The 20,418-nt window shown below is 31.0% G+C and carries 24 protein-coding genes and 1 riboswitch; of the genes, 18 read left to right on the plus strand and 6 right to left on the minus strand.

What is annotated here, in order from left to right:
• Positions 1-34 precede the first annotated feature (34 nt).
• The 5 genes from MHM83_RS09255 to MHM83_RS09275 all read right to left on the minus strand — a co-directional run bounded on the left by MHM83_RS09255 (position 35) and on the right by MHM83_RS09275 (position 5,564).
• Positions 35-1,012 (minus strand): DUF6630 family protein, encoded by a 978-nt coding sequence (locus tag MHM83_RS09255; protein ID WP_239179386.1) that lies wholly within the window; start codon positions 1,010-1,012, stop codon positions 35-37.
• Between the two features lie 32 nt (positions 1,013-1,044).
• Positions 1,045-1,773, minus strand: coding sequence for a hypothetical protein (locus MHM83_RS09260; RefSeq protein WP_239179388.1), 729 nt, complete (start codon positions 1,771-1,773; stop codon positions 1,045-1,047).
• A 215-nt stretch (positions 1,774-1,988) separates the two neighbouring features.
• Positions 1,989-3,155: a hypothetical protein gene (locus tag MHM83_RS09265; protein ID WP_159615796.1), complete on the minus strand. Its 1,167-nt coding sequence runs from the start codon at positions 3,153-3,155 to the stop codon at positions 1,989-1,991.
• Between the two features lie 161 nt (positions 3,156-3,316).
• Positions 3,317-4,009 carry an NAD(P)H-dependent oxidoreductase gene (locus tag MHM83_RS09270; RefSeq protein ID WP_239179390.1) on the minus strand — a complete coding sequence of 231 codons (693 nt, stop codon included), beginning with the start codon at positions 4,007-4,009 and terminating at the stop codon, positions 3,317-3,319.
• 709 nt (positions 4,010-4,718) lie between these two features.
• A complete protein-coding gene (locus MHM83_RS09275; protein WP_239179392.1) occupies positions 4,719-5,564 on the minus strand; it encodes a hypothetical protein in 846 nt (281 codons plus the stop codon).
• A 250-nt stretch (positions 5,565-5,814) separates the two neighbouring features.
• Positions 5,815-5,919: riboswitch (SAM riboswitch) on the plus strand.
• 50 nt (positions 5,920-5,969) lie between these two features.
• Here MHM83_RS09275 and MHM83_RS09280 point away from each other — a divergent pair.
• The 3 genes from MHM83_RS09280 (at position 5,970) to metF (ending at position 10,860) form a co-directional block, all read left to right on the plus strand.
• Positions 5,970-6,986, plus strand: coding sequence for a homocysteine S-methyltransferase family protein (locus MHM83_RS09280; RefSeq protein WP_239179394.1), 1,017 nt, complete (start codon positions 5,970-5,972; stop codon positions 6,984-6,986).
• Positions 6,987-6,989: 3 nt separating this feature from the next.
• Entirely contained in the window at positions 6,990-9,665 is a 2,676-nt protein-coding gene (gene metH / locus MHM83_RS09285) for a methionine synthase (RefSeq protein WP_239179396.1), read from the plus strand.
• Between the two features lie 238 nt (positions 9,666-9,903).
• The gene (metF, locus tag MHM83_RS09290) at positions 9,904-10,860 is read left to right on the plus strand and encodes a methylenetetrahydrofolate reductase [NAD(P)H] (RefSeq protein ID WP_239179398.1); all 957 of its coding nucleotides are present in this window, start codon (positions 9,904-9,906) and stop codon (positions 10,858-10,860) included.
• Between the two features lie 210 nt (positions 10,861-11,070).
• Here the strand turns inward: metF and MHM83_RS09295 are convergent, their stop codons facing one another.
• Positions 11,071-11,256, minus strand: a complete 186-nt coding sequence (locus MHM83_RS09295) for a hypothetical protein (protein ID WP_239179400.1) — start codon at positions 11,254-11,256, stop codon at positions 11,071-11,073.
• 125 nt (positions 11,257-11,381) lie between these two features.
• Here MHM83_RS09295 and MHM83_RS09300 point away from each other — a divergent pair, with 125 nt between their 5' ends.
• The 15 genes from MHM83_RS09300 to MHM83_RS09370 all read left to right on the plus strand — a co-directional run bounded on the left by MHM83_RS09300 (position 11,382) and on the right by MHM83_RS09370 (position 20,190).
• On the plus strand, positions 11,382-11,588 hold the full coding sequence (locus MHM83_RS09300) for a hypothetical protein (protein ID WP_125067306.1): 207 nt from the start codon (positions 11,382-11,384) through the stop codon (positions 11,586-11,588).
• Positions 11,589-11,598: 10 nt separating this feature from the next.
• Complete coding sequence (locus MHM83_RS09305; RefSeq protein WP_239179402.1) at positions 11,599-11,832, plus strand: DUF4177 domain-containing protein; 234 nt, start codon at positions 11,599-11,601, stop codon at positions 11,830-11,832.
• Positions 11,832-12,113 carry a membrane protein insertion efficiency factor YidD gene (yidD, locus tag MHM83_RS09310; protein ID WP_239179404.1) on the plus strand — a complete coding sequence of 94 codons (282 nt, stop codon included), beginning with the start codon at positions 11,832-11,834 and terminating at the stop codon, positions 12,111-12,113. The genes MHM83_RS09305 and yidD overlap by 1 nt, the downstream gene beginning before the upstream one ends.
• Positions 12,114-12,193: 80 nt before the next feature.
• Entirely contained in the window at positions 12,194-12,751 is a 558-nt protein-coding gene (locus tag MHM83_RS09315; protein ID WP_239179406.1) for an SH3 domain-containing protein, read from the plus strand.
• An 85-nt stretch (positions 12,752-12,836) separates the two neighbouring features.
• The gene (locus MHM83_RS09320; protein ID WP_239179408.1) at positions 12,837-13,175 is read left to right on the plus strand and encodes a YegP family protein; all 339 of its coding nucleotides are present in this window, start codon (positions 12,837-12,839) and stop codon (positions 13,173-13,175) included.
• A gap of 117 nt (positions 13,176-13,292) precedes the next feature.
• Complete coding sequence (locus MHM83_RS09325; protein ID WP_239179410.1) at positions 13,293-13,514, plus strand: hypothetical protein; 222 nt, start codon at positions 13,293-13,295, stop codon at positions 13,512-13,514.
• Positions 13,515-13,521: 7 nt separating this feature from the next.
• Positions 13,522-14,280, plus strand: a complete 759-nt coding sequence (locus MHM83_RS09330) for an ion transporter (RefSeq protein WP_239179412.1) — start codon at positions 13,522-13,524, stop codon at positions 14,278-14,280.
• On the plus strand, positions 14,280-14,528 hold the full coding sequence (locus tag MHM83_RS09335; RefSeq protein ID WP_239179414.1) for a DUF4236 domain-containing protein: 249 nt from the start codon (positions 14,280-14,282) through the stop codon (positions 14,526-14,528). The genes MHM83_RS09330 and MHM83_RS09335 overlap by 1 nt, the downstream gene beginning before the upstream one ends.
• Before the next feature lie 27 nt (positions 14,529-14,555).
• Positions 14,556-14,750, plus strand: a complete 195-nt coding sequence (locus MHM83_RS09340; protein ID WP_239179416.1) for a DUF6804 family protein — start codon at positions 14,556-14,558, stop codon at positions 14,748-14,750.
• Positions 14,751-14,929: 179 nt separating this feature from the next.
• Positions 14,930-15,325 carry a hypothetical protein gene (locus tag MHM83_RS09345; protein ID WP_239179418.1) on the plus strand — a complete coding sequence of 132 codons (396 nt, stop codon included), beginning with the start codon at positions 14,930-14,932 and terminating at the stop codon, positions 15,323-15,325.
• Between the two features lie 13 nt (positions 15,326-15,338).
• Positions 15,339-16,601, plus strand: a complete 1,263-nt coding sequence (locus MHM83_RS09350; RefSeq protein WP_239179419.1) for an ABC transporter permease — start codon at positions 15,339-15,341, stop codon at positions 16,599-16,601.
• 6 nt (positions 16,602-16,607) lie between these two features.
• Positions 16,608-17,522, plus strand: a complete 915-nt coding sequence (locus tag MHM83_RS09355) for a hypothetical protein (RefSeq protein ID WP_239179420.1) — start codon at positions 16,608-16,610, stop codon at positions 17,520-17,522.
• 3 nt (positions 17,523-17,525) lie between these two features.
• Positions 17,526-17,996 carry a thermonuclease family protein gene (locus MHM83_RS09360; RefSeq protein ID WP_239179421.1) on the plus strand — a complete coding sequence of 157 codons (471 nt, stop codon included), beginning with the start codon at positions 17,526-17,528 and terminating at the stop codon, positions 17,994-17,996.
• 7 nt (positions 17,997-18,003) lie between these two features.
• Positions 18,004-18,240, plus strand: a complete 237-nt coding sequence (locus MHM83_RS09365) for a hypothetical protein (RefSeq protein WP_239179422.1) — start codon at positions 18,004-18,006, stop codon at positions 18,238-18,240.
• Positions 18,241-18,333: 93 nt separating this feature from the next.
• Positions 18,334-20,190, plus strand: coding sequence for a DNA topoisomerase IV subunit B (locus MHM83_RS09370; protein ID WP_047789051.1), 1,857 nt, complete (start codon positions 18,334-18,336; stop codon positions 20,188-20,190).
• Positions 20,191-20,418: the final 228 nt, after the last annotated feature.

The raw sequence follows: 20,418 nt of genomic DNA on the forward strand, positions 1-20,418 counted from the left end.
ACTATATAATTAGTGTTTGTAACTTAAATAACTTTTATTTTTCGTAATAGTTGTATCCAATAAGTTTAATAAGTTTTTGTATTCTTTTTTTATCTGTAATTTTATGTAAAATAAAAACATATTCGTCTGACTGAGTATCTATAAAACCTAATTGAAGATTATTTTGTCTTAAAGGTTTATCGAAATCCTCAAAAACGTTATCAAAAGAAACAGATGCATTTTTTTTGTAATTATTAGGACTGGGTAAGTCAATAGATAAGTTAAAATTATCTTTTAATGTTGATTTTAAAAACCATTCTAAATCTTTAATATCAGCTTTCCAGTCTAATCTTATAATAAACGAAATATCATCTTCTTCTAAAAGGTCTATTAAATAGTTAAGTGTTGTAAAATATTCACTGTCATTATCATAGTTTTTAAGGTTTTTTATATGATTTAAAACGCATTCTTTTTTGTTTAAAACACATATTTCAGTCAGTTCTTTGTATGCTTCTCGCTGAATACTATTTATAGATGGACGCTCTTTTTTTGTGTTTACTTTTTTGTTTGAGTTTTTTTCTCTTTTTAAATTTTCTTCTACGAGTTTAATGAGTTCTGAGAAAGTAGCTTCTATTTTAGTTATAAATCTTAAATCAGACACAGGTTTATGCATATCTGGAATATGAAACCATTTTATATCTTCACCACCATTGCATTTTCTTATTTCAATTTGGTTTTCAATTCTAACAATAAAATAAAACTCTGTAGGGAAGTTATAATCTTCATAGTCATAAAATATAATTGAATTTGGAATATAAACTTTACGTTTACTTGAATCATATTCAATATCGTCTGTATATAAAAGTAACGTTTTAAAAATCTCTTTCTTTGAATTAGTAAACTCAATTTTTTTTGGAAAGTTTTTTTCAATAATTGTATTTTCAAATATGTATTTGAAAGAATTAATATTAAGAGTAGCTGATTTAAACGGTTTTCCGTATAGTTTTTTCTTATCGTAATATATTCTTGCCATATTTTTTATTTTGTAAAACAAAAAAGGGTTGTTTAGTTTTCTAAACTAATTGTTTGTTCTATTGCGTACGTATATGAAATTTTACTATTTGTTATTAATTTGGGGTTTATCAATCCACCTTCTTCACTACTAATTCTAATTTTTAAATAATCTGCAATTGTTAAAGAATCTTCATAAAACAATTTTGGTACTTTATAGTTTCCTTTTTTAGTATTTATAGTATGATGAATTGTTGATTTTGCATATCTTCCACCTGAATGCATGTTTGTTTTATCTTTTTGATGTACTAGTTTCCATAACTCTACGTTTGCTAATGTATTATTAGTTTTCCAGTTTAGTACGAAGTCTTCATCTAGAGATATATTTTTAGGGAAATTGAATTTTGATGTTATTTTACTTGGCTTTATATAAGCTATTGGATATTTAGCACTGTCAGGTAAAATTATTTCAAAGTAATAAGATTCTCTTCGTACCAAATCATCTGTTAGATAAACAGGATATTTATCATAATAATTTCCAGTTCTAATAAACAATTTTAAAGGTTGTCCGTTTAATAGAACCTTTATGTTTTCATTAATAATTCTCTTCTCACCGTTAGATATATAAACATTAATTTTATTCAATGATGTTTTTTTAGTACCATCCTCAATCAATATTTTAACTTGTATATTTGAAATGTTATTAGCTTCTATTTCTGAAAGTGTAATTGTATTACAGCCTTGAAAAAGTAATAAAAGAAATATTATGTTGTAGTATCTCATTATAATTAAAAGAAGCTTGTTTTTAAAATAAGAAAAAGAAGTTAATAATAACAATTTTATCCTCTTTTATTATTAGCTAAGGTAAAATAAAAAAGGGTGCTAAATACATATATTAAATATATGCTTAAGAGTTTTATTTATTAATCAAATTAAAGATAGGAGAGGCTTACTAAAAACTTGTAAAAAGGTGGTATAGGTAACAATCATTTCTAATTTTAATATTTTTCAATGAGTTTTTTCACTCTTACATTAAAGTTTTCTTTATTAATTCCAATCAGCTGATTAATAGTTTTTAAGTAGTTTTCCAACTTGTTTTTCCGCCCTGCATTAATTAATTTTAAAATAGCTTTATTTCCTTTTTTTATTTCAATTTCTTTAGCTATAATTCCAGAAATTGTTGAGCGTACAGAACTTTCAGGAGCTATATTTGTAAAAATCTTTTTATTGCTTTTAAAAAGCTTATAAAGGCTTATGCTTGGGTTTTTAGAAAGATATTTTTTTAATTCAACTACCAATCGTTTATGCGTAATCATTTCTCCTTTTTTGTCAGTGTAATATGCATTGCCCCATAAATATGCAATACCTTCTTCGGTTATCCAATTTCGATTGCTACGCTTGTTTATTTTACCTGAATAATAATGGAATATATCGTGTGAAAAGTCTTCATTATTCATTATTGCAAAAATTGTTTTTGAATCTACGCCATAACCGTCTCTGTATTTTCCGTTAGAGAAAAGGGAATAACCATAACCTAAGAGCTTTGAAATTTCTTGAAAATTTTCAGTCATATAAAAATCAAACTTCTCTGGTAGTACCCCTAATTTATTTGCAATTTCAGAGTTTTTTTTATTAAATATCTTAGCTCTATCTGTATTAATAAAATTTCTGAAATGATAAGTAATATTACCAAAAGTTTGTGTTTTCCAGTATCGAGTTAAATAATCAAGTGGAATTGAAAAAGTAAATTTATCATTATCTTTTGTTGCAATTAAATTAACAATATATAAGAGAATTGTTTCAGAATTAGGCTTCTGATAGTTATATGAAATTGAGATGAAATATTTATTTTTATCGGATAAGGGATAAATATTTATTAGTTTTTTGTCTTTATACTTCAAAGCCAAACTATCTTTTCGTATTTCATAATCTACTAGTTTTTGGAGTTGTGAAGAGGTTAGTTTTTTTCTTTTGGGTGTTAATAAATTTTCGTTTACTTTACCTTTTGTTAACTCAAAAAAAAAGGATTCTAAACTTTTATTAAAACTTTGCTTTGTAATGGAGTCCATAGGATTAAATAAAAACTTAGGAATTATTACAGTTTCTTGTGCAAAAACCAAAGTATAACAGAAAAAGAAAATTAAGTTTAGAATTTTTTTCAGCATTTTGTCTAATTTATTTGAAGTATAAAAACATTTATAGGTAGATTTTTAGCAATTTTATTTTATCTAGCTAATATAAACAAAATAAAAAACCGTGGAACGTGCACGGTTATAATATTTTATGAAATATAAAAAAGATAAATGAATATACCCTCCTCTTAGTTTTAATAAAAGCTAAATAAAAGAGCAGATTTAAGAAAATGTTTTGCAGATTGTGCTTTATGCTGTTTATATTCTATAAAAAGACTTTCTATAGGTTTTCTGACTTTATATGTATTTTGAGAATAATCCTCGTCAGAACGATAACCAACAGGAGCAACTACAGCAGCATTTAAACCTAACTTATCCAAGTCTAATATTTTGTTATAAGCTTCGGCGTCAAAACCCTCCATAGGACAAGCATCTATTTTAAGTTCAGAGCAAGCATTTAGCAAATTCCCCAAAGCAATGTAAACTTGGTTAGAAGTCCACCTGCTTTTTTCAACCAAAGTTCTGCTCGTAACGTCAGACTTAATAAAATCAGCATACTCTTTAAAATTAGAAATGTCTACTTGTTCTATTTCAGATTTTAAAGAAAAATAAGCATCTATATGGTCATTGGTAACCTTTGTATAATTGCAAAAAACAAATAAATGCGAAGCATCAGTAATTTGACTCTGTCCGTAAGAAACAGCTTTTAACTGTTCTTTTATTGCACTGTCTTCTATAATCAAAATGGTATACAATTGCAGACCGTAAGAAGAAGGAGCTAATTGAATCGCTCTCTTTAAAAGTTCTATATGCTGTGCTGAAACTTTTTTAGAAGCATCAAATTTTTTAGTGGCGTATCGCCATTCTAGGTTGTCTATTAAAGTCATACTATAATTGTTTAAGAATATGACAAAAATAGAAGAGGAGTAGCTACAACACCTTTACATATGTTGATTAAACAATTTTTAACGTATTTTTTCCTTCCCAAGGGAGTTGGATTGAAAATACAAGTAAACGGAACCGTCAGCGCGTCACGTTGAACCTTCCAAAGAACAAATAAACTAAGTTTTGAATGTAAACAAACAATTTTCTATTAAAAAGGTGAAAAAAAATTAATTTTTTAGTAAGAGACTTTTTATTAGGTATTTAGTAGCTTTAATGTAAGTTGCTAAAAATGATTACATGAAAACTCTCTATACCTTAATTGGAGTAGCATATCTTCTGTTCGTAGTGGTGACGTCGTACATGATTTTAGTCGAGCCACTCATAAAGGCATGTAAAAAAGTGAGAAATAAAAATAATATGTTATTACAAGTGTTTTTTCTTTGATAGGAATTACATTAAAAGGGTAACCATAGCAACAAATAAGACAAAAGAGCTATTATTTAAGTATTTAGCATAAGGTTTTAAACGAGCAGAGAATGTGTTTGTATTCTAACATCACTTTTCATAGTTGTTAAAAGAATGGTAAATGATTTAACAATGAATACAAAAGTCTTAGTTAGATGAATCTTTGGCATACATATTGAAAAACTCTAAGAAAATTATTTTATTAAGAGAACAATTTCAGGGCAAATTAGGTTTTGTTGTGTATAGTTATTTTTCAGTTCCTTCTAATTTCTTTTGTAATTCAGAATTTATTTTCTCGTCAACTATTGCTACAAGTTTTTCTTTCTCAAAATTGTACTTTTTCAGAATTATTGGTTCATTGTAGCTTTCAAAAGCTCCATTTTTGTTTTTATCTATTCCAAATTCAATAATTAAGTTTTTACTCTTATTTATGAATTTATAGTTATAAACATCCATTCCTTCAATTCCAATTTTTCGAATCTTATTTTCTTTAATTGAATAAATATAAAGAGAGGTTAAGTCTCTCAAATTTATCACACCATCTTTGAAAGTGTCCTTATCAGAAGCTTTAAGTAGAATAAGTATTTCTTTGTTAAAATATTCAGATTTGATCTCGTTAAAATTAATTCGTTTTTTAAATAATTTCTTATTTATTGAATTAGGCTCGTCAAAAACGATTATGTTATTGTATTCTCCATAATATTCTCTAGAATATCTTTCATCTCTCTTTTCTTTTACACTAAAATCGGAACCTGAATCTGAATAAGCATTTAAAAGTCCATTTAATCCAATATCTTCTTTTTCGTTTAAAGTTTTGTGAGAAACTGGAATTATATATTGTGAATTTAAAGTGTCAATTAAAATTGGAGTTTCGTATGAGATAACTTGTTCTCTTTTATTTTCTTTTTGAAGTTTTTCAATTTTTTCCTTTGATAAAACTCCAGTTTCAGGTTCTTCATAATTATATCTCCTATGTTCCTGAATGACTATAGATATAAATGAAACTAATGCAATAATTAAAAATATTCCCGCAATTGTTCCTAAAATGGCTAGTAACTTTTGATTATAATTCTTTATTTTTTCAATTTTCATAGAGTTGATTTATAATTTTACACACAACTTGTTAAGAGAACAAAAACTACTTTTATCAGGAGTATTGAAGGTGATAAACGGAAGTTTCAGCAATTTTATTCTTCTTGTTTCAAGTATCCAAGATAAAACAAAATTATGTTGCACCCTAGTAGTGAAAGCAGTCTTTTTCATTTAGTTATTTAATTATGAAAATAAAAATTGGGTAAATAAAAAATAATACTATAACTTTGCCCCGTTCATTAACGTATTGATGTTATCAAGAAAGGTGGAGGGAATAGACCCTTTGAAACCTTAGCAACCCTTTGTGCAAACAAAGAAGGTGCTACATTCTACTGCTTCGGCAGAGAGATAACGAAAAGAATTTTACTTCCTCTTTTCCTGATAACATTACACTAAATATCAGGAATGTCAAACATTTATCAAGAAATACAAAAACGAATCCTTGTGCTCGATGGCGCTATGGGAACCATGCTTCAGGAATATAAATTTACTGAAGAAGATTTTCGTGGAGAACGTTTTAAAGACTACCCAACACCGTTGCAAGGAAACAACGACTTGTTGTCCATTACGCAACCCGAAGCCGTAAAAGAAGTACACAGAAAGTACTTTGAGGCAGGAGCAGACATTGTAGAAACCAACACTTTTTCAGGTACTACCATTGCCATGGCAGATTACCAAATGGAAGATTTGGTATATGAGTTAAATTACGAATCTGCTAAGATAGCCAAAGAGGTGGCCGATGAATTCACAGCGAAAGAACCACATAAACCTCGTTTTGTAGCAGGTTCTATCGGGCCTACCAACCGTACCGCAAGTATGTCACCTGATGTAAACGATCCGGGATACAGAGCAGTTACTTTCGAAGAGTTACGTATTGCCTACAAGCAACAAGTAAAAGCCTTAATTGATGGTGGTTCAGATATTTTATTGGTAGAAACCGTATTTGATACCTTAAATGCAAAGGCAGCTTTATTTGCTATTGAAGAGGTAAAATCGGAACGAAATATAGAAATTCCTATCATGGTTTCTGGAACCATTACCGATGCTTCAGGTAGAACATTATCGGGACAAACAGCCGAAGCTTTTCTGATTTCTATCTCTCATATTCCGTTGCTATCTATAGGATTCAACTGTGCTTTAGGGGCTAATTTATTACAACCACACTTAGAAGCGATTGCTTCTAAAACAGAGTTTGCCATTTCTGCACATCCAAATGCCGGATTACCGAATGCTTTTGGAGAGTATGACGAAACTCCAGAAGAAACAGCGGAGCAAATAGAAGAATATTTAAAGAAAAACTTAATCAACATTATAGGAGGATGCTGTGGTACCACGCCAAAACATATTTCAGCTATCGCAGCAATAGCAGCGAAGTACAAACCACGAAAAGCTGAATTTGTTACAGCAGTACAAAATAGTTAGTAGATGAGTGAGGAAAGAAGATACATGAAATTATCGGGGTTAGAACCGTTAATTATAACACCCGAAAGTAATTTTATCAATGTAGGGGAGCGCACAAACGTAGCAGGATCACGTAAATTTCTTCGATTGATTAAAGAAGAAAAGTTCGACGAAGCCTTAGCGATTGCGCGTCATCAAGTGGATGGAGGAGCACAAATCATCGACATTAATATGGATGATGGTTTAATTGAAGGGAAAGAAGCGATGGTACGTTTCTTAAACTTAATAGCTTCTGAACCTGATATTGCCAGAGTTCCTATTATGATTGATAGTTCTAAATGGGAAATCATCGAAGCTGGATTACAGGTAGTACAAGGGAAATCAGTCGTAAACTCTATTTCTTTAAAAGAAGGAGAAGAAAAATTTATTTGGGAAGCAACTCAGATAAAACGATACGGAGCTGCTGTAATTATCATGGCTTTTGATGAAGTAGGACAAGCAGATACTTACGAGCGAAGAATTGAAATTGCAGAGCGTTCGTATAATATATTAACCGACATTGTCGGTTTTCCGCCAGAAGATATCATTTTCGATTTAAATATTTTTCCAGTGGCAACTGGAATGGAAGAGCATCGAAAAAACGCATTAGATTTTATTGAAGCTACCCGTTGGGTACGCGAAAATTTACCCCATGTAAGTGTGAGTGGTGGGGTGAGTAACGTATCATTTTCTTTTAGAGGAAATAATGTCGTACGTGAAGCTATGCACTCGGTATTCCTATACTATGCTATCAAAGCAGGAATGAATATGGGAATTGTGAATCCGACGATGTTAGAAGTCTACGATGATATTCCGAAGAATTTATTAGAACATATTGAAGATGTTGTTTTAGATAGAAGAGACGATGCTACAGAACGTTTATTAGAATTTGCTGAAACGGTAAAAGGAACTAAAAAAGAAAGCAGTGAGCAAGTTTTAGAATGGAGAAGTTTACCACTACAAGACCGTATTACACATTCTTTAGTAAAAGGAATAGATGCTTTTATAGAAGAAGATGCTGAAGAAGCACGTTTGAGTGTAGCAAAACCACTACATGTAATTGAGGGACATTTAATGACGGGAATGAATGTAGTAGGAGACTTGTTTGGTGCTGGAAAAATGTTTTTACCACAAGTAGTAAAATCTGCCCGAGTAATGAAGAAAGCCGTAGCGTATTTGAATCCGTTTATTGAAGCAGAGAAAAGCGAGGAACAACAAGCTATCGGAAAGATATTGATGGCAACGGTAAAAGGAGATGTGCATGATATTGGTAAGAACATTGTATCCGTAGTATTAGGTTGTAACAATTACGAGATTGTCGATTTAGGGGTGATGGTTCCACCAGAAAAAATCATAGAAACTGCTAAAAAGGAGAAGGTGGACGCTATTGGTTTAAGCGGATTGATAACACCTTCGTTGGATGAAATGGTGTATTTAGCCAAAGAAATGGAACGTCAAAATTTGGAAATTCCTTTATTGATTGGTGGAGCAACAACCTCGAAAGCACATACCGCTGTAAAAATCGATACGCAGTATAAAAATGCAGTGGTACACGTAAACGATGCGTCAAGAGCAGTAACGGTAGTAGGAGATTTATTGAATAAAGAAACCTCAAACGAGTATGTTGCCAAGTTGAAGAAAGATTACGAAGAGTTTCGAGATAAATTCTTAAAACGAGGAAAACAGAAGCACTACATACCGATTGAGGAAGCTAGAGAGCGAAAATTCAGAATAGATTGGGAGACTACTAACATTACTAAACCAAAAGAATTAGGAGTACAAAAGCTAGAGCAAGTAAGTTTAAAAGATTTGGTACCGTATTTTGACTGGAGTCCGTTTTTTCGCTCGTGGGATTTACATGGAAAGTTTCCTGATATTTTAGAAGATGAAGTAGTAGGAGTAGAGGCAACCAATTTGTTTGCAGACGCTCAAAAGATGCTGCAACAAATCATAGAAAAACAAGCATTAAAGCCCAAAGCTATTTTTGGTTTGTTTGAGGCAAACTCTATTAACGACGACGATATTTCAGTTCAAAAGAAAGGAAAAGAAGTCGCAGTATTTAGAACCTTACGTCAGCAATTAAAAAAACGTGAAGGAAAACCAAGTTTTGCTTTAGCAGATTTTATTGCGCCCAAAGAAACAGATAAAACAGATTATATAGGAGCTTTCTGTACCGCCATTTTTGGAGCTGATGAATTAGCATTACAATACAAAGAAAATCACGACGATTACAATGCAATTATGGCACAAGCCATTGCCGATCGTTTTGCAGAAGCTTTTGCAGAATATTTGCATCATAGAGTAAGAACGAAACACTGGGGCTATGCATCCGAAGAAAACTTAACGAATGATGAATTGATAAAAGAAGCGTACAAAGGAATTCGTCCTGCACCTGGATATCCTGCATGCCCAGATCATCTAGAAAAAGAAACAATTTGGCAGCTTTTACAGGTAGAAGAGAACATAGGAGTAAGTTTAACAGAAAGTTTAGCCATGTGGCCAGCAGCGGCCGTTTCAGGATATTATTTTGCCAATGAAGAAGCTAGGTATTTCGGGTTAGGTAAAATAACAGACGATCAAGTAAGAGATTTTGCAGAGCGAAAAAATATACCCTTAGAAAAAGCCAGAAAATGGTTACATCCAAACATATCAGATAATTAATAATAACTTTAAAATAAACAAACAAAAGAGCGTATTTAATTAACAATAAGTTTTAAGTTAGGTAAACTGAAAACTACAAAACAGTAGTAATATTGCCGTATAAAAAATCAATAAAATTAGACAAATGAAAAAGTATAATTTAGAGATTCGATTTGCAATAAAGCTACTGGTAATGGCAGTCGTATCGTTGTTGGCAGCTTCATTGGTATAGTTAAATACGCCTTTATAAGATACACTTATGAAGGTAATAGAACACTTAGAAAAAGCTAACGGAAGATCGTTGTTTTCGTTTGAAATACTTCCACCGTTAAAGGGAGATACAATCGAGTCAATATTCAAAAATATTAATCCGTTAATGGAGTTCAATCCGCCATTTATAGACGTAACCTATCATCGTGAGGAATACGTATATAAAGAGTTAGGAGACGGACTCTTAAAAAAGCAAGTAGTAAAAAAACGTCCAGGTACAGTAGGTATTTGTGCGGCGATTCAAAATAAATACCAAGTAGATGCTATTCCGCATATTTTATGTGGAGGATTTACCAAAGAAGACACTGAAAACTTCTTAATTGATCTCGATTTTTTAGGAATTGATAACGTAGTTGCATTACGTGGTGATGCAGTAAAAAGCGAAACTTATTTTAAACCTGAAAAAGACGGACATGCATACGCAAGTGAGTTAGTTACACAAATAGAGAACTTAAATAAAGGAAGATACTTGGATGATGATTTGCAAAACTCATCAAAAACCGATTTCTGTATTGGAGTAGCTGGATATCCTGAAAAACATATGGAAGCACCAAGTTTAGATTCTGATATTCACTTTTTAAAGAAGAAAATTAAAAACGGAGCAAATTATGTGATAACACAAATGTTTTTTGATAATCAAAAGTATTTTGAGTTTGTAAAAAAATGTAGAGAAGAGGGAATTATGGTTCCTATTATTCCGGGATTAAAACCAATCTCAACCAAAAAGCAATTGAATTTAATTCCGCACCGTTTTAAAGTTGATTTACCAGATGCTTTGGTAAAAGAGGTTGTGAATTGTAAGAGTAATGCAGAAGTACGACAAGTAGGAGTAGAGTGGTGCATTGCTCAAAGTAAGGAATTACAACAAAAAGGAGTGCCTATTTTACATTATTATTCAATGGGAAAATCAACCAACATTCAAGAAATAGCAAAAGCTGTTTTTTAAAACAGAAAATAATCAATAAAAAAATGTTAGTCATATCATTGAACATCCTATACCCATTAAAAACCATAATAAAAAGAGTATATAACATAAAAAGTACGAGCTATATGCTCGTACTTTTTATGTTATAAAATTTTGTTTGAAACATCAAACACTACTGTTGCCTGTTACATAACAGTAGTGTTTGGTGTTAAACAACAGTACTGTTTTTACTTAAGCAACAGCAAGACTAAATGTAGAATCACCTACCATAATATCCTTTAAAAAGTGTTTAGAGTTTTCTGTAACCTGCGTTTTAACCCTAACACGATAATTACCAGTAGCAAGGGTAGGAGCTTGACCAATAATCTTCTTATTACCCTTTTTAAAATTTAAGAAAATCAATATAACCTCTAACAAAGTTCTAATTATGGAAGCTATTTTTATATAGCTCTAACATAATAGTAAACCCTACGGATTTCCGTAGGGTTTTGTGTTTTTATCAAGGTAGGTTTGTAATGATATTAACCAAAAAAATATAGAAAATGCCAAAATATTATGTAAATAATACAGCACAACCAAATGGAGATCATGAAGTACATAAAGAAGGATGTAATTGGTTGCCTTTTGTTCTTTCCAAAAAAGACTTAGGCTATCATTCTTCTTGCCATTCAGCAGTTTTAAAAGCAAAAGAATATTATGCAAAAGCTGATGGCTGTAAACATTGTAGTGAAGAGTGTCACAAAAGCTAATTTATAAATTATGGAATATAAAGTAATACCCTTTACACCGTCTATTGATAGAAATAAAGGAAACTCAGCAAAAGTAGCACAACAATTAGAAGTTATTATTAGTAATTACAACGATCAAGGTTGGCGATATGTTCGATTAGAAAGTGTAGAAACTCATGTTCTCCCTGATTCAGGTTGTTTTGGAATAGGTTCTCAACCAGGATATACAGCATACAGGCAAATGATTGTTTTTAGTAAAGAATAATGAAACATTTGTTACTTCTTTCTATAAAGGCGTATTTGAAGTTTAAACCAAAGAATAAGCCAGCACGCTGTATATTTAGAAAATCCTGTTCACATTACGTATATGAAGAAACAAAAAGAAAAGGACTGTTAGCAGGAGCAAAAGCATTAAAATATCGGTTTAAAAACTGTACTTATGGTTATGAACTGTATTTAAACCCGATTAGTAAGAAAAAACAGATGCTGCTAAAGAATGGAGAAGTGTTAGAAGAAGAGGAAATAGCAAAACGATTATTATATTGATTAAACCCTACGGATTTCCGTAGGGTTTTCTGTTTTATAGAAATTAGATTTGATATAATAAACTTAATCCCTTCAATATTATGAATCAGAAATATGAAAAAGTATTACTAATTACATCATTATTAATAGTAATAGTTGCTACGGTAGTTGTAACGAAGAAAAACAATTCTAAAGAAAATTTATATAACAAAGCTTTAGTAGGCTGTTATGTTCCACCTAAAGCTAGGTGTACAGGTTCTGTTAACTGTAGAGCATGTAAAAACTGTAAGTATTGTAAATATTGTAACAGTGGAGGCTCTTGCGGTGTTTGCAGAAAGAGAAGTAGCACAAAAAGTTATACAAACTCTTATAAAAGCTACTCAAAGAAACCACAAACCAAACAAACTATTTTTGACGGACGTAAGACTAATAGTATATTGTTAAAAGAAGAGCCATATTACCTAAAAACATTATTGGTAAACAAAAACCTTTTAAATTTAAGAAGTGGCCCAAGTACTTCTTATCATTTAATTCAACAATTAGACTTTGGAGAAAAACTAACCATATTAGCCACTCAAGCAAAATGGATTAAAGTGAGGGTAAAGCGAACAAAAGTAATAGGGTTTGTTCATGTGAGCGGTGTACTTTTGGTGGAATAAAAGAAATCTTAGATGTGGGTTTCCGTAGAGTTTTCTGTATTAGAAAGTATAGTTTTGATATAATACTAATTAAAAAACATAGAAAATGGGAAACCCAAAATTTGAAATCAAAAAGAGAAAGGATAATGAATTCATGTTTAACCTGAAAGCAGGAAATGGAGAAGTTATTTTAACCAGTGAAGGCTACGCTAGTAAACAAGGATGTAAAAACGGTATAGATTCTGTAAAAACGAATGCACCTGATGATGATGATGACTATGAAAGAAAAGTAGCTTCAAATGGTAAATACTACTTTACACTAAAGGCGCAAAATGGAGAAGTCATAGGTAAAAGCGAAATGTATACCACAACTTCAGCAAGAGATAAAGGCATTGAATCGGTACAAAAAAATGCTCCATCTGCAGACACAGTTGATTTAATATAAATAATTATTTATAGGAGATTAAAATTCTATATTGTAGTATTTAGAAGCCTTACGGAAACCCGTAAGGTTTTGTTTTTGAGTAGGTTTAGCTTTGGGGTATAACCAAACTAAAACATAATGATAAAAAGATTACAAATTGTAGGTCTCTTTTTTATTTCAGTACTATTAACAGAATGTTCTACTGATGCGGATGGAATAGAAGAGCAAGAAACAAAAACAGAATGGAAGTGTGGGGTTCATAATGGAAAGCAATTATGGACAGGACCCAAAGGAGGATGCTATTATAAGAATAGCAATGGAAATAAAACATATGTAGACAGATCGGAATGTAATTGTTAAATGAGCTATGAGTACAAGAGCATTAAAAGTATTCAATTACAACCTGTTTTTATCAAGGTTTATTTATGGTTTAATCATTATAAATATAATCTGTTTAGTACTAGAGTCTTTTAAAACGTTAAGAGTTAACTATACACAGTTTTTTCAGTTTATAGAAGGATTCTCTATTCTGGTTTTTTCAATAGAATTTATAACAAGAATTGTAATTGCAGAAAAGCAAGATAATAAAGGGTGGAGTTCTTACGTGTTTTCTGGCTATGGGGTTTTAGACTTATTGTCAATATTACCCTTTTACTTACCACTAATTTTTCCGTTTGATTTACGAGTATTAAGGGTGTTGAGGCTGTTGAGGTTAGTACGAATATTTAAACTAGGTAGGTATTCAAAATCTTTTAAAACGATTAATTTAATACTAAAAGAAACCAAGCCAGAACTTTTAATAACAGCATTTATAGCATTGATATTAGTAATGCTCTCATCTACTTTAATCTTTTATGCAGAAAACGAAGCACAGCCCGATAAGTTTTCAAGTATTATAGAAGCCTTTTGGTGGTCGTTAGGAACGCTTACCACTGTAGGAGTAGCAGATATGTATCCTGTAACTCCCTTAGGAAAATTCTTTAGCGCTTTAATAGGAGTTATAGGAATTGGTTTTGTGGCATTGCCTACAGGAATTATAAGTTCAGCTTTAATAGATAAAGTAAAAGAAGAAAAGAGTAATTGTAGTAACTGCCCTAATTGTGGGGTAAGAATAGATAAGAACTAATGGGATTTCAATTTTACAGACGAATAAAATTAGGAAAAAGTTTTGGACTGAATATTAGTAAATCGGGCATTTCTCCAAGCTTACGAACTAAAATAGGAGCAGTAAGTTCTAAAGGGTATTCTATAAGAACTGGAGTAAAAGGGTTGCAGTATAGAAAAAGACACTCTAAAAAAGAAGGAATAGGCTGCCTAGGAATTGTCTTTGCTATAGTTAGTGTTTTTGTAGCACTGTTAATAAAAAGAAAGTAAATATACTCGTAGTTAAACTATGATCAAATGAAAGTAGGAATACAAAAAACAGTAAATATTATTTGTGTCATTGCATTGTTTTTAGCAGTAACAGCTCTACCAATAGAATATTACAATGTTTTAAGAATAGTGGTTTTTACAGGGTGCTTATTGATAGTTTTTAATCAGGAAATAAAAGAAGTATTGGAGGTTATTATTTATACCAATAGCATTATTATTTAACCTCATATTTTCCATCTATTTATATGTAAAATCATATTGGGTTCTTTTAGATGTTCTCTACGGAATCTTATTTCTACTGCTCGTATTTTATGGGTATAGCTCAGGCATAAAAAAACAACGAACAATAAAAAACAAGTGTCTAAAAATAAAGACATGCATAATGTTAAATATTAAAAAAAATGAATGAAATAACTACCGAACTTAAAAGTCACTTTTTAAGACTATATGAAATAGCTTTTGCTGACAATGATTTTGATGTGTTAGAAACACAAATGCTATACAAATTTGCAGAAGAGAGAAATATATCTAAACAAGAGTTAGATAATATTTTACTATCAAGCCAACAAGAAAGCTTAGTACCCGAAAGCTTGGAGCTTAAAGTTGAATACTTATATGATTTAGCAGTAATGATTTGGGCAGATGGAAAAGTGACAGAAGATGAACTGATAACTCTAAAAAAGTATTGTTTAAAGTTCGGGTTTTTAGAAGAGAACCTAGAAGAATTAACTAGTTTTTTGATAGAAAATGCAAAAAAGCATATACCTAAAACAACATTGTTAAAACAATTAACCTAATCAACTAACACATATGGAAGCTTTAAAAACAATATTTACTATTAGGGAGAAAGACCCTGTAGAAGAAATAGTAGTAAAGGAAGAAACAAAAGAGATAAAACTAACTTTTTTCGAAAGTGGTTACGGATCATCTAAACAAGCCTCAGGAAATCACAAAGTGTTCAGAGCTTGTCTGAATAATGTGTACATGGACTATAAAAGAAAATGTGCAGAAGATAGAGAGTTACAAGAAAAATTAAAAGAGCCTCATACGCAAGAAAAAGGAAGAGAAGGTATAGAACTTAAAAAAAGGCAAACAGCCAAAGCAATCTTAGAAGAAAGTATAAAAACTGATGAAGAAAAAATAGAAGAATGCAAGCATCAAATAGTTGAAGTTAGAGAGAATCCAGAGAAGTATGTAGAAGAAGTAGATAAAAAACCAAAAGCCCAATTTTATTTGGGGCTAATAGTGCTTATTCCAATAACATTCTACCTATTAGTTTTTTACATATCAGCCTCATATTCAGCTTTTTTTAAAAACTTTGAAAATAGCGAGTTATCAGCAGCTATTTTTGACGGGAAATCATTTTCTAAAGCCTTAGAACATGGAGTTTTAGAAGCGGTTTTTGTAGCTACCATACCATTTGCTTTTATGGGTTTAGGGTATTTAATACATATGTTTCAAAAACATAAAAACTGGCTATCTTATGTAAAAATAGGAGCACTATTTATCATCACTTTTATCTTCGATGCTATACTAGCGTATCAGATAGAAATGAAGATTTATGATTATAATAAAACACCAGATTCACCAGAGTTCGATTTGTCAATAGCCTTTAGTAAAGTAGAGTTTTGGGGAATCATCTTTGCAGGCTTTGTAGTATATATAATTTGGGGGTTGGTGTTTGATTTTATTATGAAAGAATATGAAAACATTGATAAAATCAAAGCCTTTATAAGAAGTAAAAGAGAAACGATTGTTAACCTACAAAAATCAATAGCTGAAGCCATAGAAAAATTAAACGGTGTAAAAGAAGAAATATCAGGAATAGAAGCAAGAATAGCCAATTTACAGAGAACAATTGATGGCTTTGTATTCCCTAATAAACGTTACTTAACCTACCACGCAGAATATGTAAAAGGATGGTATTTAGCAATTACAGACAATTTTTTAGATTTAAAACGAAGAGATGAATTGCTTTCTAAATGTGATGAAGTAGAAAAAGAACATCTAACGAAATATGATTTAACAGATGAAAACACGGAAGGAATAATTTATAAATCTCAACTAAAATAACGAAAAATGAAAGCATATAAACTTATAATAGTAATTCTATGTATTATACTTACATACTCTTGTTCAAATAAAAAAGAAAAAGACCCAGTAGCAGAAGTATCAAAAGAAATAAGTAGTACAAGTAAAAAAAAGAGCAAAGAAAATTTAAATATTAGTATCGTATTAGATTTATCAGATAGAATAAATCCAAAGAAGTATCCAGAACCTTCAATGGAGTTTTATCAAAGAGATTTAGGTTACATCGAATCCGTCGCGAAGACTTTTGAAAATCATATTAGAGGGAAGAGAACAAATAAAATTAATGATAAAATACAGTTGTTTGTTGAACCAGCACCATTAGATAGCGAGTTAAACGATAAGATAGCTACACTCAAAACACGGTTTGATAAAAACAATGCAACCAAAGACGAAATTCTGAAAACCTCAAAGAAGTATACAGAAATATGTAATAATATTTATGAAACTGCAATTACAGACGATACCTATGTGGGGTCAGATATACGAGGCTTCTTTAAAAATAAATTACAAGATTATTGTGTAGAAGAGGGGTATAAGAATGTGGTGGTAGTTTTAACAGATGGATATGTGTACCATAAAGATAACATAACAAAAGAGCAAAACAGAACATCGTATTTAACCCCAAAAACAATAAAGAATCTCAAATTAAATACAAGTAACTGGAAAGAAAAACTCCAAACAAAAGATTATGGCTTTTTACCATTAAATCAAAATTTACAAAATGTAGAAGTATTAGTTTTGGGAGTAAATCCGAACAAAAAAAATCCCTATGAAGAAGATGTAATAAAAGAGTATTGGAAAAAATGGTTAACAGAAATGAATGTAAAGAAGTTTCAAATAAAAAGAGCCGATCTGCCTATTCATATAAATGACGTTATCAACGATTTTATTCTTACCAAGTAAACTATGTACCTAAAAACAATACTATTATTTTTATTAATAACATTAACAGGAGCAAAAGTACCAAAAGAATTTAGTGCAAGAGTAATTGAGGTAGTAGACGGAGATACCGTAAAGGTGTTATATCAAAACAAACCAATACATATAAGGCTAGAACATATTGATTGTCCAGAAAAAGGGCAGCCATACAGTACCAAAGCAAAACAATTCGTGTCCAACAAAATATTTGGAAAAATAGTTAAAGTAGTGAACAAAGGGAAGTGGCATTGGAATCGTTTAATCGCCGAAATATATTTTGACAACCATCAAAACATTAATAAGAGCCTAGTTAAAAAAGGGTTGGCAATGCACTTTAAAAAATATTCAAAAAGTAAAGAATATGACCTGTTAGAAAACAAAGCAAAACAACTTAAAATAGGTATGTGGTCATTACCCAATGTAACTACACCTTGGCAATATAGAAAACAACCAAACTAAATAACAAATGAAAAAAGTCATAATAATGCTACTATCAGTAGGTGTGTTAGTGGCATTTCAAAAAGTAGAAGACAAAAAAGTGTATATCTGTAGTAGTGTAGCAAGCACAACGTATCACTTTAAAAAAAATTGTAGAGGATTATCTCAATGTAAAACAACGATAAAAGAAAGCACAGAGAAAAAAGTGAGGAGATATGGGAGAATGCTCTGTAAATGGGAGAAGAAAGCATTAAAAAAGAAATAAAAACAAACTCTGTTGATAACTATATTAACAGAGTTTTTTATTTTTTCTGGCGAAATACTATTTTAGCACAGACTTCAATTCACACAATTTTTTATGACGCAAGAAACACAATATACCGAAGACAATATACGCTCGCTCGATTGGAAGGAACATATTCGTATGCGACCAGGGATGTATATTGGTAAACTGGGAGACGGATCATCTCCAGACGACGGAATTTACATTTTGGTTAAAGAGGTTTTAGATAACTCTATTGACGAATTTGTCATGGGAGGAGGTAAAACCATAGAAGTTTCTGTACAAGGGAATAAAGTAATTGTGCGAGATTACGGACGTGGTATTCCGTTAGGAAAAGTAGTGGACGTGGTTTCGAAGATGAACACAGGAGGAAAGTACGACTCCAAAGCCTTTAAAAAATCAGTTGGATTAAATGGAGTTGGTACGAAAGCAGTAAATGCGTTATCAACCTATTTTAGGGTAGAGTCTAACCGTGACGGTAAATCAGCTTCAGCAGAGTTTGAGAAAGGAAACTTAACCAATCAAGAATTATTAGATGAAACATCACGCCGTAGAGGTACTAAAGTAACCTTTATAGCTGATGAAACCATCTTTAAAAATTACAAGTACCGTCCTGAATATATTTCTAAACTATTAAAAAACTATGTGTACCTAAACCCAGGGTTAACCATTGTTTTTAACGGAGAAAAGTTTTATTCAGAAAACGGGTTAAAAGATTTATTGGAAGACAACAACAATAAAGAAGATATGTTGTATCCTATAATTCATTTACGAGGCAGTGATATTGAAGTAGCAATTACACACAGTAGAACACAATATTCGGAAGAATACCATTCGTTTGTAAACGGACAAAATACTACACAAGGAGGAACGCACTTAAACGCATTTAGAGAAGCAGTAGTAAAAACAGTTCGAGAGTTTTTTGGAAAGAATTTTGATGCTTCTGATGTACGTAAATCAATTATCGGTGCTATTTCTATTAAGGTAATGGAACCAGTTTTTGAAAGTCAAACAAAAACAAAATTAGGTTCTACAGAAATGGGAGGAGACTTGCCAACCGTTAGAACGTATATTAATGATTTTATAAAAACACAGTTAGATAATTACTTACATAAGAATACGGAAGTAGCCGACAAACTTCAAAAGAAGATATTACAGGCAGAAAAAGAGCGTAAAGAATTATCAGGAATACGAAAATTAGCTCGTGAACGTGCCAAAAAAGCAAGTTTACACAACAAGAAATTACGTGATTGCCGTATTCATTTTGGAGACACTAAAAAAGATGGATATTTAGACACTACGTTGTTTATTACGGAGGGAGATTCGGCAAGTGGATCTATAACAAAATCACGTAACGTAAACACACAAGCAGTATTTAGTTTAAAAGGAAAGCCATTAAACTCGTATGGGTTGTCTAAAAAGATAGTGTACGAAAACGAAGAGTTTAACCTACTACAAGCAGCTTTAAACATTGAAGACGGACTGGAGGACTTACGTTATAACAATATTGTAATTGCTACCGATGCCGATGTTGATGGTATGCATATTCGCTTGTTATTAATAACCTTTTTCTTACAGTTCTTTCCAGAAGTAATCAAAGAAGGACACCTGTATATTTTAGAAACACCGTTATTTAGAGTACGAAACAAAAAAGAAACCATTTATTGTTATTCAGAAGAAGAAAAGCAAGATGCGATAAACAAACTAAGAGGAAAACCAGAAATAACTCGATTTAAGGGGTTAGGGGAGATTTCTCCTAACGAATTTGTCCATTTTATTGGAGATGATATTCGTTTAGACCCAGTAATGTTAGACAAAGAAATGTCGATAGAACAAATGTTAGAATTCTATATGGGTAAAAATACTCCAGACAGACAAAAGTTTATTATTAACAACTTAAAGGTTGAGTTAGATTTAGTAGAAGAAAATTAATATGAAAGAATTAAAGAAAGTAATTATAATAGTATCATTGATAATGATTATTGCGTGTGCTTTAATGATTTATTTTGGTAGATCATCAAGTCAAAATTCATATATAGAAACATTATTAATGTTAATTATGACTTTAATATTGGGTTTATCTATTAAAACGACAAAGAATAAAAACATCAGATAAATAAATTAGCTTGTAGTAATTAAAGTACAAGAAAAATAATGGAT

This window comes from Tenacibaculum sp. Mcav3-52, assembly GCF_022347665.1.
Lineage (GTDB): Bacteria > Bacteroidota > Bacteroidia > Flavobacteriales > Flavobacteriaceae > Polaribacter > Polaribacter mesophilus.